This is a genomic window from Ancylobacter sp. FA202, from assembly GCF_000380205.1.
In the GTDB taxonomy this organism is placed as follows: Bacteria; Pseudomonadota; Alphaproteobacteria; order Rhizobiales; family Xanthobacteraceae; genus Ancylobacter.
On sequence record NZ_KB904818.1, the window covers coordinates 2,659,776 to 2,674,063 of the forward strand.

The following is a 14,288-nucleotide window of genomic DNA, read 5'->3' on the forward strand; positions in this document are numbered from 1 at the left end:
ACATGGCGCGCCTCCCTCAGTAGCGGAACAGCCGCCACGCCATCAGGCGCGCGGAAACGGTGACGAACTTGGCGAGCAGATAGTAGATCACCGCCGCCAGGGCGAAATATTCGAAGGTGCGGAAGGAGCGGACATTATATTCCTGCGTCACCCCGGTCAGGTCGTTGTTGAGGCCGACGATGACGCCGAGCGAGGTCATCAGGATCGCCCAGACCATCTGGTTGGTGAGCGGATAGAAGACGATGCGGAACATCTGCGGCATCACCACCAGCCGGAAGGCCTGGATCTGGCCCATGCCGAGCGAGCGGGCGGCGCGCACCTGGGTCTGCGGCACGGCGCGCAGGCCGCCGCGAAAGGTCTCCGCGAGATAGCCGGCATTGTTGAAGGTGATGCCCGCCAGCAGCGCGACGAAGCTGTCGAGATGGATGCCGAGCGAGCCGAGGCCGAAATAGGCCATGTAGATCTGGAACAGCGCCGGCGTGTTGCGGGCGAGTTCGACCCAGCTCACCGCCGCCGCGCGGAAGATGCGGTATTGCGAGGAGGCGCCGACCGCGAGCAGCACCGCGAACAACACGCCGAGCACCATGGAGAGCACGGCGATCTCAAGCGTCACCAGCGCGCCCCACAGCATCTCGGGCAGCGCGCGGAACGCTGGCAGCCAGTGGAAAGTATAGTTCATGGCGGGCTCGTGGTCGCGGGCATCGGGCACAGAATGCAGGGGCAAGAAAGATGCCGGGCCGTCATCCCGGCCTGAGGCGAAGCCACAGAGCCGGGATCGTCGACCGGGCTGGCCTCGGTGTCATCCCGGATCGGCCTGCCGGCCGACCGGGATGACCGAGGGAGACCCGCTCAGCGATAGACGCCGGGAACCGTCAGGTCGGGTGCCTCGCCAAGGCCGATCCACTTGTCGTAGAGCGCCTTGTAGCGGCCGGTGCGAACCTGCTGGTTCACGAACAGGTTCAGGTAGTTGAGCAGGCCCTGCTCATTGCGCAGGGCGATCAGCGCGACATAGTCGATGTCGTAGGGGGCGTCGCCGCCCATCATCAGGCCCTTATACTTGCCTTCTTTCACGATCGCCGCGGCGACGGTGGAGGTGACGACGGTGGCCTCGATCTGCCCCTGGGAAAGGGCGAGGAACACGTCGGCCTGGGTCTGGTAGCCACGGAACGAGCCGGTGCCCCAGGCCTTCACGTCCTTCTCAAGCGCGAGCGCCTCGAACGTGCCGGAGACCGAGCCGGTCTTCTTGCCCTTCAGGCTGTCGTAATCCTTGATGCCGAGGCCGTCCTTGGTGAGAACGACCATCTTGAAGGCGAAATAGGGGATGGTGAAGCCGGCGGTCTTGGCGCGCTCCAGCGTGTCGGAGGTCGAGGCGACGCCGACATCGACGCGGCCGGAGACCAGCGCGGGAATGCGGTCGGGGAAGGGGGTCTCGACGACTTCCGCCTTCACGCCCAGCGCCTTGGCGAGGTCGTTGCAGTAATCGACGTCGAAGCCGATCGGCTCGTTATTGGCGTCGCGCGATCCCATGGGCGGGAAATCCAGCACCACGGCGCAGCGCAGCGTGCCGGAAGCGATGATGTCGTCGAGCTTGTCCGCCTGCGCGGGCAGGACGGCGGCGAGCGTCAGCGCCGCCGCGGCCAGAATGCCGAATCCCTTAGCCATTGATGGCTCTCCTCTGGAGGAAGCTGTCTTCATTGTTGATGGCCGGCGGCGCCAAGCGAGGTGCCGGTTCCGGCGACAGGAGAAGCTTGCGATTTTTGGATCCAAGTTTCAATATCCATTTTGCAGGAGCCGAATGAAATTTACCTGTGGTCGGCCGGTGGCATCGCGCGCGACAAAACGGCAGGGTGTGGGGACGGCGGGTTTGGTCCGGTGAAATGGGCCGGCGGCCCGGCGACGCCGTTGAGGAGGCAGGCACGTTGAAGGTCAAGGCTACGGACATTGCGCAGATGGCGTCCGCGTCGGATGTCATTTTCGACGCGCTGCGCGAGGCGATCGCCAAGGGCGATATCGCCGAGGGCCAGACCCTGCGTCAGGACCATATCGCCCGCATGTTCAATGTCAGCCGCATCCCCGTGCGCGAGGCGCTGACACGGCTGGAAGAGCAGGGGCTGGTGTCGACCCAGCGCTATCGCGGGGCCGTCGTCACCACCCTGTCCACCGAGGAAATCCGTGAGATCTTCGCGTTTCGCGCCCTGCTGGAGCCGGAAGTGCTGCGCTATTCGGTCGAGCGCATCTCCGACGACGGGCTGGAGGCGGCCAAGCGCTTCGCCCATGCTTTCGCCACCGAAACCGATTCCTCGCATTGGGGCGAGCTGAACCGGAGCTTCCATTACAGCCTCTACGAGGCGTCCGGCCGCCCCTATTTCCTGCAGACCATCAGCGCGGCGCTGGATCGCGTCGACCGCTATCTGCGCGCCCAGCTGGTGCTGACCGACGGCATGGCACGGGCGCGCCGCGAGCATGAGGGCATTCTTCTCGCCTGCATCCGCCGCGATGCCGAGGAAGCGGCCGACCTGACCCGTCAGCACATACTCGGCGCCTGCGTCTCGCTGATCGACTTCCTCGACCGGACCCGGGCCGCAAACGATCCGCAGGGATAGAGCATTTTCGAGCGAAGCGGGTTCCCGGTCGCGTGAAGAAAATGCTTAAAAACAAAGGCCTAGAGCATTTTCGAGCGAAGTGGGTTCCGGTTCGCATGAAGAAAATGCGTAAAAACAAAAATCTAGAGCCGGTCCGGTGAGCCGGCTCGCACCGGACCGGCTCTGGCAGCGGGCATCGCTGCGCCTCCGGCTCGAAGCAGAGCCATCAGCGCGCCGAAGCGCAGCGCCTCGAACACGCCGAAATCCGGCGTGGTTCCGATCAGCAGGCTCACGACGAAAGCCGGGAAAAATGACCATTTCAGCCCGCTCGCCAGCCCCTGAAGCCGTGGGTCTCCCGTCGCGGCGGAGGTGAGCAGCAGCCATGCGACGAAGGCGAAATAGAGAGTGAAACCGAGGAGGCCGGTACTGGCGAACAGCACGACGGCGAAGTTCGACGCCCGTGTCGAGCCGAGACCGACGCCCAGCAGATAGCTGTCGAGCCCCGCCTGCAGCGATCTCGCGCTCCAAGCGCTGCGTTCGACATAGGAACTGGTCTCCGTTTTGTTGAAGACCATCTCGTCAAGGCGCTCCATGACGGGCTCAAAGACGCCCGGTGTGACCATCACCGCGGCGGCCGCGAAGCCGATGATCGCCAATGCCAGGAAGAAGTCCTGCCGCACGCCGCTATAGGAGAAGCGCGGGCGATTGATCCGGAAGGCGCGGGTGAACCAGTCGAGGCCGATCAGCAGCCCGAGAACCCCGAGGCCGACATAGCCGGCCGAGGACGTGGACATCACCAGCAATATGGCGAGGGCGATGATGATGCTGTTGAGGCGGATAGCCTGCGCCCGATTTTCGACGATGCCGCGCAGAAAATACAGGCAGGACAGCAAGCTCAGCGTCAGCGCGCCATAGGCGGAAGCTTCCGGCATCAGCCCGGTGATCCGACGACTGCCATCCGAAATGGCGGCTGCGTCCAGCAGCGCATAACTGGCGTTCTTGAAGGCATCGAGGAAGGGGTCGAGCGGCAGGAGGGCGTTAAGATAGCTCAGAACCCCCGTGATGATGGTGACGATGCCGCTGAACATCAGGCCGCGCAGGATCAGCGGTTGGTGCTGCGGCGATCGGAAGAAATTGGCGAAGGCGAAGACCAGCAAGGTCGACACCGTCAGATAGCCAAGCTGCGAGACATTCTGAAGGGTCGGGCGCAACAGCGCGACTTCCTGATAGGCCGTCGCCATCGGGACAATGGCGACCTGCCCCGCCAGCAGGCGCGGCGCAAACAGCGTGACCAGCAGCGCGACCGCCCAGAACACCGTCAAAATCACGCCGGGCCATCGCAAGGCGGTGGTCAGCAGATCGGTGATGCCGTGCCGCCGCAGCAGAAACCGGCGCAGCAAAAAAAAGGCGGCCGTAACATGCACGGCCAGAATCGAGAGGCCTCCCGTCACTTCCACCGGGACGACGGCGAAGGCGCCGAAGGGCAGCATGGCGAAGAACAGCCACAGCAGAACCTGGCGCCGCGAGAACAGGCCCCACAGCGCCAGCGACCAGAAACAGGCGATCGCCAGCGCATTCATGCAGCGCGCCGCCCCGTCCTGTCACCGGCGGGCGCCACCGCGTCGATGACGTCGAGCAGGCGGCGGGCGGCGGCCTGCCAGGTGAAGCGGGCGACGAAGGCCTGGCCGTCGCGGGCGAGGCGGTCATGCACCCCCCTGTCGTCGCGCAGCCGCAGCAGCGCGGCCTCCCAGGCGGCGGGGTCGCGCGGGTCCGCCTGCAGCGCTCCGGGGCCGCACACTTCCGGCAGCGCGCCGCAGGGCGCGATCACGGCGGGCGTGCCCAGCATCAGCCCTTCCACCGGCGGCATGCCGAAGCCCTCGGTCAGCGAGGGCGTGCACACCGCCAGGGCGTTGGCCTGCAAGGCGCGCATTTCGCCATCCGTGACATAGCCGGGAAACACGATATTGGCCCCGGGAGCGAGACCGGCGGCGGCGAAGGCCTCCCGGCCGGCGCCACCCACCAGCACCAGGGTCATCTCAGCCAGAGCGGGGCGGGCGAAGGCGCGGATCAGCAGCGGGATGTTCTTGTGCGGCATGAGGTTGGCGAGCGCCAGCGCGTAGCCGCGCGTCTCCAGCCCGAGCCGGGGGAGGATGTCGTGCTGCGCCGGCGTGCGCAGCACATGGTCGACGCCATTGGGGATGACATGCACCCGCCCGGCTGGGGCGAGGCGCAGGCCAACAAGCTCGGACTTCGCGAATTCCGACACGGTGAGCAGCCCCAGCTGCCGCCGCCCGGCAAGGCGGACATTGGCCTTCAGGGTCGCGCGGAAGGCCAGCGAATAGGAAGCCGGCGTGGTGAAGACCTGCGCGTCATGCACCATGGTCAGCCCCTGGCGCAGTAGGAATGGACTGCGCGAGGCGAGATTGACGAGGATCCGGCCGGCGGTGGCGCGCGGAAGATCAATCTGCTCCCAGACATTGCCGGTCCGGCGGCCGACCCTCTCGATCGGCAGCCCCATGTCGACATGGCGCGCATTGCGCGGTGCCAGCACATGGATCTGCCGGGCGGCTTCCCGCTCGCCGGATTCGGCCGTCAGCAGCGCGACCGCGCGGGCCAAATGTTCGGCGACCGCATAGGTTGCGGCCGGCGGACCGGCGAGAAAGCGGCCATTGATGCAGAAATCCAAACGCCGATCCACGCGCCGTCCTTGTCAGTTTGGCGCCACCGCGTCGATGACGTCGAGCAGGCGGCGGGCGGCGGCCTGCCAGGTGAAGCGGGCGACGAAGGCCTGGCCGTCGCGGGCGAGGCGGTCATGCACCCCCCTGTCGTCGCGCAGCCGCAGCAGCGCGGCCTCCCAGGCGGCGGGGTCGCGCGGGTCCGCCTGCAGCGCTCCGGGGCCGCACACTTCCGGCAGCGCGCCGCAGGGCGCGATCACGGCGGGCGTGCCCAGCATCAGCCCTTCCACCGGCGGCATGCCGAAGCCCTCGGTCAGCGAGGGCGTGCACACCGCCAGGGCGTTGGCCTGCAAGGCGCGCATTTCGCCATCCGTGACATAGCCGGGAAACACGATATTGGCCCCGGGAGCGAGACCGGCGGCGGCGAAGGCCTCCCGGCCGGCGCCACCCACCAGCACCAGGGTCATCTCAGCCAGAGCGGGGCGGGCGAAGGCGCGGATCAGCAGCGGGATGTTCTTGTGCGGCATGAGGTTGGCGAGCGCCAGCGCGTAGCCGCGCGTCTCCAGCCCGAGCCGGGGGAGGATGTCGTGCTGCGCCGGCGTGCGCAGCACATGGTCGACGCCATTGGGGATGACATGCACCCGCCCGGCTGGGGCGAGGCGCAGGCCAACAAGCTCGGACTTCGCGAATTCCGACACGGTGAGCAGCCCCAGCTGCCGCCGCCCGGCGGCGAGGCTCTGCCACTGGCCCCATTTGGCGCGAAGGAACGGGTAGGACTGTGGCGTCATGAAGACTTGGGCGTCGTGTAGCAGGGTGAGGCCGTTTCGTGTCGCCCAAGGGGTCCCGTTGCACAGGTTGAGCAGAAAGCCATCGCGTACGTGAAGGGGCAGGGAAAGCTGCTCCCAGGCGGTTTTGCTCAGCCGCCCGACCCGCACCGTGGGGACGCGCGGGTCGATGTCCAAACCAAGAGGTCCCTGTGGGGCAAGCATGACCAGAGGGCGATCCGCCACGATTGTCGCCAGGCCTGCGATTAACTCTTGCGCGACGCGATGCACCGCGGCCGGGCCGCCTGTAGCGAACTTGCCGTTGATGTACAGGGGCGGTCTTCTACGCACGCTTAAAGCTCCAGGATACGGCGCGGGTGAACGCGGCTCAGCAGGATATCACGCACCGCCAGCCAGTTGCCGATCATGCGCCCTTTTCGGTCGATCCAGGGTTCCGGCCGGAGCAGGCGGGCGCCGTTCGCGGCGAGGCTGCGCAGCATCAGCCGGCCCGCGAAGCCTGCCGGCATGGTGCCCTTGCGCCAGAGATACCAGGGGTTGGCGATCTGGCTATAGCCCAGCCGCCGGCCATTGCGCTCGCGTCCGGACTTTTCGCCGCAATGCACGCCATAGAAGGCATCCGTGTAGACCAGCGGGCCGGTGATCTGGCCGCCGAAGTCGATATCCTCCTGCCAGCCATAGAGCGGCAGGTTCTCGTCGAAGCGGCAGCTGCCGATGGCAGCCGTCCGGTACGCCATGTTGCAGCCATAGAGCCCGGGCTGGGCCGCGGAAACGCCGAGGCTCGGCCGCTCGTCCCGGGCGTCTTCCGCCTCCACCAGCGCCGCCGCCGCCTGCGGCGTGATGCCGGGTCCGCCGATCCCGTCCGCCAGCAGGCGGCCGCTCGCCCCGGCAATGGCCGGGAAGGCGGTGAAGAAGCGCACGAGGCCCGCGACGAGGCGACGGGAAGGAACATAATCGTCGTCGAGGAACAGGACGATATCGATAGCGGGCGGCAGGCTGTCGAGGGCGCGGTTGCGTTGCTGGCACAGGCCGCGCGGCCCGAAGAGCGAGATCAGCGGGAAGGGATAGTCGCGCGCCGGCGGTGCGTCCGCGGCGGTCTCCATCGACAGCACCACGCAGGCCGGCAGCGGGCTCTGCAGTGCCAGCCGGTCGAGCAATGCCGCGACATTCTTCGCCCGCCCCAGCGTGGCGACCACGATGGCGACGGAGAATTCGATGGTGGGATTCATGCGCGCCCTGCCGGATGTGAAACGCGGCAGGCCTGCCGAGAGGCTTCATTCCGCATTAAATCAATGGGCATTGCGGTGGATGATGACGCGAACTGTCAGCAGCAGAACCTTCACATCCATCCACAGCGACCAGTTGTTGATGTATTCGAGATCCGAGGCTACACGCGCCTCGATGTCCCGGCGGCTATGGGTCGCCCCGCGCAGGCCGCGGATCTGGGCGAGGCCGGTCAGTCCCGGCTTCACCGAATGCCGGCTCCAATAGTCGGGGACGAGTTCCCAGAACAGCGCCCCTTCCGCGCGCGAGCCCAGCGCATGGGGGCGCGGTCCCACCAGGCTCATATTGCCGATCAGGACGTTCAGGAGCTGGGGGAGCTCGTCGAGGCTCGTTCGCCGCAGGAACCGGCCCACCCGGGTGACGCGCCGGTCGTTGCGTGAGGTGGAGACCCGGCCGGTGGCATCGCTTGCCTCGCTGCGCATCGTTCGCAACTTGAAGCAGCGATAGCTGCGGTTGTTCCGGCCCACCCGTTCCTGGACGAAGAACGCCGGACCGGGGGAATCGAGCTTCACCAGCAGGGCGACCAGCGCGATGGTGGGGGCAACGGCCACGATGAGCGGCAGGGTAACGACGAGATCGAACAGCCGCTTGGTCAGGCGCTCGGCAAGCGTGAGGGGGCCTCGCGAAATGATCAGGGTGGTCCGCTCGCTCCAGCGCGACAGCGCGAGCGGCTCGAACCCGCCGAGATCGAAGACGATTTCGGCTTCAAAGCCGCTCAGCCGCATGGCTTCGGTCCATTTCAGCCGCTCCTGCGCGTCCGCGAAAGCAAGCACGACCCGGTCGGCATAGCCGATGACGTCGCTGACGGCGGCGAAGAAATCGGGATCGTGCACATGCGGGACCAGTCGGGCCGCGCGCACATCCACATAGGTGGTCAACGCATCGTTCGGCAGCGCGCCCCGTTCCGTGTCGTCGGTGAAAACCACCAGCCGCGGGGCGACGATCGGAGCCAGCAGCTTTTGCGTGAGGAGAATGGCGCCGATTCGGCCGAGGCCGATCAGCGCGAAGGCGGTCACGAAGCTGTAGCCGATCTCGAGGCGCGAGAGCAGGCTGCCGACCTTGAGCGCAAAGAGGGCGGTGAGGAAGAGGCCGGCGGCAATGAGCAGGGCGGTGAAGGTGGCCGAGATCGCGCGGCTCGGCGATGTTGCGGCCCCGATGGAATAGGCCCGCAACGCGATCGCCGCGAGAAGATAGGTGGGCGCGAGAAAGAAGAAGATGCCGACATTGCCGTCGAACGGGCTGCCATGCCGCAGGGCCGCGCCGGCCAGGCACCCGCCGGCAATGGCGAGCAGGTCGACAGCCGCCAACCCTGCCGTAAGGCAGACCCGGATGGCGTCGCGGTAGCGCATGAGGCTGTCGGGGGATCGCTCCTCCGATGCGCTGCCCGTGGCAGCGTCGCGCCTGCCACCGTAAGCGCCGATGCCATCCATCCGTCCGTCTTCCTTCATTTGAGACCCGGATGGTGCGGGCAATGAGCGCGCAACAGCCGGCAAAGCTTCTGCCAGATGAGCCCTGTCGCCGGTCACATGGCGGCGTTACCACTGCCGTTGGGAAGAAAATGTCGCGCTGTAGTCTGGAACCGAGCGTGACAACGGATGTCGATCCGACCCATGAGAAATACACGGTCGAGCCGTTACCAGCTGTCTTATGCCGCTCCCATTCGCTATGGTGTTTTCATAGCAGAAGCAATTGCCGCTAGGCAATATTCCGTAGGGACATGGGGCGAGGGATCGCGTGCAAGCCTAAGGGGGGCGGTAGAGAGTATCGTTAGAATTTTAGAGTAATTTTAATCTAAAGCAATTGACGACAGGTCATGGGTCGGTTGCGGCCGGGTGGGGTGCATGAGCGATCAAGGGGCCATTGTTGCTTTTGGGGGTGGGGGATTCATCGGGTCACATCTGCTGCGCAAGATGGTATCCAAGTGCGCGTCTGGGCTTATCAGTGTAGATATCCGTCCGCCTAAGGTAAAAGTTCCCGGTGTCGATTACAGAATTGCCGATGTCCGGGATCTCTCAGCACTCGATGTCGGTGCCGAGGTCGGGACGATCTACAATCTCGCGGCAGTTCACACCACGCCGGGCCACCCCGCGCACGAATATTACGAGACCAACATTCGCGGGGCGCTGGAAGTGTCGGCCTTCGCCCGCCGGCAGGGGGTGAAGAGGATCGTCTTCACCAGTTCTATCTCCGTTTACGGAGCTGGCGAGGAAACGAAGTCCGAAGCCTCCCCGCCCCAGCCGGAATCGCCCTATGGGCGGTCGAAATGGATGGCGGAGGATATTCACCGCTCCTGGCTGGCGGAAAGCGAGGGGCGCCAATTGGTCATCTGCCGGCCGGCGGTGATTTTCGGCCATGCCGAGGGAGGAAACTTCACCCGGCTCGCCCGGCTGCTGCGCCGGGGGCTCTTCGTCTATCCCGGGCGGCGGGACACTATAAAGGCGTGCTACTATGTCGAGGATCTCGTGGACTCGCTGCTCCATGCCGCCTCGCTTGAAGAGCGCTTCATTGTGTTCAACGGCTGCTATGCCGACCGCTACACACTGGAGGAGATTGTCGAAACCTTCCGCTCGCAACACTTTCCGCAGGCACGAACGCTGACGGTGCCGCGCGCCGTGGTGCTCGGGCTGGCGGCCGCGCTGCGGCCGATGGCCGGCGCGGGTATCGGCATCCATCCCGACCGTGTGATGAAGCTGGTGCGTTCGACGGATGTGGTGCCCGGCTGGCTGGAATCGCGCGGTCTTGCCCGTCGCGGCCTGCTGCCGGCGGCGCTGCAACGGTGGAAAGACGATTCTGCGGGCGCGTTCGATTGACGACGGACCTTTTCTTCTTCTCCCAACGCCCGATGAAAGACGAAGCCTGATGAAGGTCGCCCTGGTTCACTATTGGCTGGTCGGCATGCGGGGCGGGGAGAAGGTGCTCGAATCCTTCTGCCGGCTGTACCCGCAGGCCGATATTTTCACCCTGGTCGCAGAGCCGGCTAATCTTTCCGAGACCATCCGGCGTCATTCCATTACCATATCGTTCCTCCAGAAGATCGGCGGGCGCCGGCATTACCAGAAGATGCTGCCGCTCATGCCCTATGCGCTGGAGAGTCTCGACCTCACGGGTTACGATCTGGTGATCTCCAGCGAGGCCGGGCCCGCCAAGGGCGTGGTGACGCGGCCGGACAGTCTGCATGTCTGCTATTGCCACTCGCCGATCCGCTATATCTGGGATCTGGAGCCGCAATATCGTGCCGCTTCCGGCCCGATCACCCGGCTGGCCATGTCGCTCTTCGGTCCTGGCTTGCGCCAGTGGGACGTGACCACGGCCGCCCGGGTCGACGCCTTCATCGCCAATTCCGACTATGTCGCCCGGCGGATCGAGAAGTTCTATCGCCGCGAGTCCACCGTCATCAATCCCCCGGTCGAACTCAGCCGTTTCGCCCCCAGCGATACGCTTGACGAGGCCTATCTCTGCGCCGGCCAGATCACGCCCTACAAGAAGATCGAGCTGGCGATCGAGGCGTTCAACCGGCTGGGGCGCCGGCTCGACATCATCGGTGACGGCGCCAGCGAGGCGTTGAAGCGACTGGCCGGCCCCACCATCCGCTTCCTCGGCCCGGTGAGCGACACGCAGATGGAGCGGCACCTCGCGCGCTGCCAGGCGCTGGTGTTTCCCGGCGTCGAGGATTTCGGCATCGTTCCGCTGGAGGCCATGGCGAGCGGACGCCCGGTGCTGGCCTTCGGCCGTGGCGGGGCGCGGGAAACGGTGGTCGATGGCAAGACCGGCCTGCTTTTTCATGAACAAACCGCCGATGCGATCATTGACGCGGTGCAGCGCTTCGAGGCGGGCGCTGTCGACGGCACGGCCGAGGATTACCGCTCGCATGTCGCGCGGTTCGGCCGCGAGCTGTTTGAAAGCCGGATCAAGGCCTTCATCGACGAACGCCTTGTTCAGGCGGGGCGATGGGGCAGGGACGGCGCAGGCCGCGAAGACAGGAGTTCGGAAGCCATATGAGCGTTGGTCGTTTGAAGCGAATGAGCCCTGCAAGGCTGCTGCTGGCTCTCGTGCCGATCCTCCTTGCGCTGGCCGGCTGCTCGACAGCACCAAGCGCGCCGCCGCCCGCCGCGGCCGATGCGGACGCCTCCGTCGAATACAAGTTCGGTACCGGCGACCGGCTGCGCCTCACCGTGTTCAACGAGCCGACCCTCTCGGGCGAGTTCGAGGTGAATTCCGCCGGCATGATCTCGATTCCGCTCATCGGCAACATCAAGGCCCAGGGCGAGACGGCGCATGGTCTGGAGAGCGTGATCACGCAGAAGCTGTCGTCCGGCTACATGCGGGACCCGCGCGTGAATATCGAGGTTCTGCAGTATCGTCCCTTCTACATCATTGGCGAGGTGTCGAAGCCGGGCGAGTATCCCTATCGCAACGGCATGAACATCATGAGCGCGGTGGCGGTGGCCGGCGGCTTCACCTATCGGGCGAACGATTCCACGGTGAATATCCGCCGCGCCGGCCAGACCCAGGAATATTCCTACCCCGTCACCACCACCACCATGGTTCTTCCCGGGGATATTGTGCGGGTTGGCGAGCGGCTGTTCTGATCCCCCGGCGGGCGCCGGCGCGCTCAGGCGGCGGTGTCGATCCGCCGGCTCCAGCTCTGTGCCAGGCCGGCGCCGACAAGGGCCCAGTAGGTGATCGCCACCGCCTGGATCTGCAGGCTGAAATCAAACGCCGCGTGCAGGAGAACGGTCGCGCTCGCCGCCAGAGCGACAAGGCTGATCATATGCGGGGCCTCCCGGCGCAGCATATTGGCCAGCAGGACCGCGAGCAGGGCGCCGACCAGCACGACAAGCAGGGCGGTGGCTGGAATGCCGAGGTCGAACAGAAGCTCGATATAGGTATTGTGGGCCTTGTCCCAATGATGCCAGGGCGTGAAGGCTTCGCTGCCGCGATAGACGGCGAACATGCGCTCGAAGCTGCCATAGCCGAACCCGGTCAGCGGCGCGTCGCGCACCGCTTCCAGCGCGCGGGCGGCCACCTCCCAGCGGGCGTCGCGGGCGCCCGGCAAGGCGAAGCGTTCCCCCAGATCGTCGCCGAACAGCGCCAGCGCGGCGAACAGGACGGCGAGCACCGGGGCGGCGATGACGAAGATCAGCCAGCGCCGGCGGCTGGCGGTGAGCGCCAGCAGGATCAGCGTCAGCAAGCCGGCGATGCCGGCAATAAACCCCGCCCGCGACACGGTGAGCACCAGCGCGACGCCGATGACGCCGGCGCTGGCGAGGATCGGCAATGCGGATTGCAGAGTGGTTTCGACGAAGGCGGTGGCGCGCACCGCCAGTGGCAGGTCGCGCCGGCGCCCGGCGCGGCGATAGACATCGATCAGCAGACCGATGGTCGCAACCAGCCCGATGGCGGCATAGGTCGCGTAGCTGTTCTTGTTGACGAAGGTCGATGTCACCTGCCCGATATAGGCCTGACGCTCGAACCACAGCAGCGTGCGCGGTGCCAGCGCGTGCTGGGCAAGGCCAAAAAAAGCATAGACGACGCCGATCACGACCAGGGCGCGCAGCAGCAGGTCGGCCCGCCGCCCATCGCGGCAAAGCTGCAAAGCAAGGTAGAACGCCATCGCATTCGTCAGCAGCAGAACAAGCCCGCGAACGCCGGCATCCGGCGTCACCGAGACGTGGCCCTCGCTTGGCGCCGCGCCCGGCAGGGCCTGAAGCACATCCGCGGACAACGACCAGAACGGGTTCTGCCAGGCCGGCGGCGCCCAGGACGAGAGCTGGAAGACAATCCAGCCGGCAACGGCGCTCAACAGCAGAAAGCCCCACCAGAGCCGGCGTGGCGCGATGGGATGGCGGGCGCCGGTGACAAGCCGCCCGGCCTCGAACAGCGCCAGCAGCAGGCCGAACAGCACCGCGTTCACGCCCCAGGCGACCAGGCGGTTGCTGCCGAGGAGGAAGGGAACCCAGGCGAGGCATAGGACAAGCCCGGCGAAGACAAGGTCATTATAGGTTTCCGCCCGTGTGCCGCGCGCCAGAAAGGCCGAGGCTCGCGGGGCGCCGGGCCTTGCGGCGCGCGGCGCGCTACGCGCGGCGGCCGACGGTCTCATGTGTGGATCACCCGCGCCTGATCGCCTTCGAGCACGACGCAGGACAGGCGATGGGTGAGATAGGCGCCGGTGTCGACATTGATCCGGTTGGCGTGCAGTTCGACCTCCATCACCGGCGTGTGCCCATGCACGATGCGCTTGCCGTGGTCGCGCGCGGAGCGGATGAACGGGTCGCGTATCCAGATCAGGTCGTCACGCGACTGCTGATCCAGCGGGACGCCCGGCCGGATGCCGGCATGGCAGAAATAATAGTCGCCGATCTCGGTGCTGGCGGGCAACTGGCGCAGAAAGTCGAGATGCGCGGCGGGAATGGCGGCGAGCGCCGCCTCGCGCAATTGTTCGTCGCGACCCGGGCCGGCGAAGCTGCGCGCGGAGAGTCCATAGGAGAACAGCGTCTCCGCCCCACCCATCCGCAGCCACGTCTCCCAGTCGGCCTCGCCCGCGAGCGCCGCCAGCAGCGTCGCCTCGTGATTGCCCATCAGGCAGGTCCAGGACGCATCGGTTCGTCCGTCGGCATCGCCCTCGGCAACGCCGCTGAGGAGACGCGCGATCACCCCCGCACTGCCGTCGCCCCGGTCGATATAGTCGCCGAGAAAGACCAGCCGGCAGGCGTTCGTGCTGGTCGCCGTGTCGGCGGCGATGGCCGCGAGAAGGGCAAGGAGCAGGTCGTGGCGGCCGTGAATGTCGCCGATGGCGTAGACGCGCACGCCTTCGGGAATGCGTGCCGGTGCGCGCCGTGTTCCGGCCGCGCGGAAGCGGGAGAAGAACATGCGAGAAGCCCTTTCCGATCAGGTGGTAGCACCGGATCGATAAGAAAGTGCTCTGCCATCAACACGCTGGAGCATTTTCTATTCGCGACGAACCT

General features: G+C 66.2%; 13 protein-coding genes. 4 read left to right on the plus strand and 9 right to left on the minus strand.

Annotated elements, in window-relative coordinates; genetic code table 11:
• Window positions 1-16: 16 nt before the first annotated feature.
• On the minus strand, window positions 17-679 hold the full coding sequence (locus A3M1_RS0112035; RefSeq protein WP_018964107.1) for an amino acid ABC transporter permease: 663 nt from the start codon (window positions 677-679) through the stop codon (window positions 17-19).
• A gap of 170 nt (window positions 680-849) precedes the next feature.
• Complete coding sequence (locus A3M1_RS0112040) at window positions 850-1,662, minus strand: transporter substrate-binding domain-containing protein (RefSeq protein WP_018389223.1); 813 nt, start codon at window positions 1,660-1,662, stop codon at window positions 850-852.
• A gap of 287 nt (window positions 1,663-1,949) precedes the next feature.
• Between A3M1_RS0112040 and A3M1_RS0112045 the strand changes: the two genes are divergently transcribed.
• On the plus strand, window positions 1,950-2,603 hold the full coding sequence (locus A3M1_RS0112045) for a GntR family transcriptional regulator (protein WP_245261649.1): 654 nt from the start codon (window positions 1,950-1,952) through the stop codon (window positions 2,601-2,603).
• A gap of 122 nt (window positions 2,604-2,725) precedes the next feature.
• On the opposite strand, the gene A3M1_RS0112050 is transcribed toward A3M1_RS0112045, so the two are convergent.
• The 5 genes from A3M1_RS0112050 to A3M1_RS0112070 form a co-directional block, all read right to left on the minus strand.
• Window positions 2,726-4,162 carry an O-antigen ligase family protein gene (locus tag A3M1_RS0112050; protein WP_018389225.1) on the minus strand — a complete coding sequence of 479 codons (1,437 nt, stop codon included), beginning with the start codon at window positions 4,160-4,162 and terminating at the stop codon, window positions 2,726-2,728.
• Window positions 4,159-5,280, minus strand: coding sequence for a glycosyltransferase family 1 protein (locus A3M1_RS0112055; protein WP_245261650.1), 1,122 nt, complete (start codon window positions 5,278-5,280; stop codon window positions 4,159-4,161). The genes A3M1_RS0112050 and A3M1_RS0112055 overlap by 4 nt, the downstream gene beginning before the upstream one ends.
• A gap of 12 nt (window positions 5,281-5,292) precedes the next feature.
• Window positions 5,293-6,045, minus strand: coding sequence for a glycosyltransferase family 1 protein (locus A3M1_RS0112060; RefSeq protein WP_018389227.1), 753 nt, complete (start codon window positions 6,043-6,045; stop codon window positions 5,293-5,295).
• Between the two features lie 329 nt (window positions 6,046-6,374).
• Window positions 6,375-7,268, minus strand: coding sequence for a glycosyltransferase family 2 protein (locus A3M1_RS0112065; RefSeq protein ID WP_018389228.1), 894 nt, complete (start codon window positions 7,266-7,268; stop codon window positions 6,375-6,377).
• Between the two features lie 60 nt (window positions 7,269-7,328).
• On the minus strand, window positions 7,329-8,753 hold the full coding sequence (locus A3M1_RS0112070; RefSeq protein ID WP_018389229.1) for an exopolysaccharide biosynthesis polyprenyl glycosylphosphotransferase: 1,425 nt from the start codon (window positions 8,751-8,753) through the stop codon (window positions 7,329-7,331).
• Between the two features lie 411 nt (window positions 8,754-9,164).
• Here A3M1_RS0112070 and A3M1_RS25875 point away from each other — a divergent pair, with 411 nt between their 5' ends.
• The 3 genes from A3M1_RS25875 to A3M1_RS0112085 are packed head-to-tail and all read left to right on the plus strand — an operon-like array spanning window position 9,165 to window position 11,912.
• A complete protein-coding gene (locus A3M1_RS25875) occupies window positions 9,165-10,133 on the plus strand; it encodes an NAD(P)-dependent oxidoreductase (RefSeq protein WP_026221292.1) in 969 nt (322 codons plus the stop codon).
• A gap of 49 nt (window positions 10,134-10,182) precedes the next feature.
• A complete protein-coding gene (locus A3M1_RS0112080; protein WP_018389231.1) occupies window positions 10,183-11,322 on the plus strand; it encodes a glycosyltransferase in 1,140 nt (379 codons plus the stop codon).
• 20 nt (window positions 11,323-11,342) lie between these two features.
• A complete protein-coding gene (locus A3M1_RS0112085) occupies window positions 11,343-11,912 on the plus strand; it encodes a polysaccharide biosynthesis/export family protein (protein WP_018389232.1) in 570 nt (189 codons plus the stop codon).
• A gap of 23 nt (window positions 11,913-11,935) precedes the next feature.
• On the opposite strand, the gene A3M1_RS0112090 is transcribed toward A3M1_RS0112085, so the two are convergent.
• Window positions 11,936-13,423, minus strand: a complete 1,488-nt coding sequence (locus A3M1_RS0112090; RefSeq protein WP_018389233.1) for an O-antigen ligase — start codon at window positions 13,421-13,423, stop codon at window positions 11,936-11,938.
• On the minus strand, window positions 13,420-14,193 hold the full coding sequence (locus A3M1_RS0112095; RefSeq protein WP_018389234.1) for a metallophosphoesterase family protein: 774 nt from the start codon (window positions 14,191-14,193) through the stop codon (window positions 13,420-13,422). Before A3M1_RS0112095 ends, A3M1_RS0112090 begins: the two co-directional genes overlap by 4 nt.
• Window positions 14,194-14,288: the final 95 nt, after the last annotated feature.

Bases quoted from the DNA above. Each gene is read 5' to 3' on its own strand.
- A3M1_RS0112085 (WP_018389232.1), top strand. From the start codon at position 11,343: ATGAGCCCTGCAAGGCTGCTGCTGGCTCTCGTGCCGATCCTCCTTGCG.
- A3M1_RS25875 (WP_026221292.1), top strand. From the start codon at position 9,165: ATGAGCGATCAAGGGGCCATTGTTGCTTTTGGGGGTGGGGGATTCATC.
- A3M1_RS0112050 (WP_018389225.1), bottom strand. From the start codon at position 4,162: ATGAATGCGCTGGCGATCGCCTGTTTCTGGTCGCTGGCGCTGTGGGGC.
- A3M1_RS0112045 (WP_245261649.1), top strand. From the start codon at position 1,950: ATGGCGTCCGCGTCGGATGTCATTTTCGACGCGCTGCGCGAGGCGATC.
- A3M1_RS0112090 (WP_018389233.1), bottom strand. From the start codon at position 13,423: ATGAGACCGTCGGCCGCCGCGCGTAGCGCGCCGCGCGCCGCAAGGCCC.
- A3M1_RS0112095 (WP_018389234.1), bottom strand. From the start codon at position 14,193: ATGTTCTTCTCCCGCTTCCGCGCGGCCGGAACACGGCGCGCACCGGCA.
- A3M1_RS0112040 (WP_018389223.1), bottom strand. From the start codon at position 1,662: ATGGCTAAGGGATTCGGCATTCTGGCCGCGGCGGCGCTGACGCTCGCC.
- A3M1_RS0112080 (WP_018389231.1), top strand. From the start codon at position 10,183: ATGAAGGTCGCCCTGGTTCACTATTGGCTGGTCGGCATGCGGGGCGGG.
- A3M1_RS0112060 (WP_018389227.1), bottom strand. From the start codon at position 6,045: ATGACGCCACAGTCCTACCCGTTCCTTCGCGCCAAATGGGGCCAGTGG.
- A3M1_RS0112035 (WP_018964107.1), bottom strand. From the start codon at position 679: ATGAACTATACTTTCCACTGGCTGCCAGCGTTCCGCGCGCTGCCCGAG.
- A3M1_RS0112065 (WP_018389228.1), bottom strand. From the start codon at position 7,268: ATGAATCCCACCATCGAATTCTCCGTCGCCATCGTGGTCGCCACGCTG.
- A3M1_RS0112070 (WP_018389229.1), bottom strand. From the start codon at position 8,753: ATGGATGGCATCGGCGCTTACGGTGGCAGGCGCGACGCTGCCACGGGC.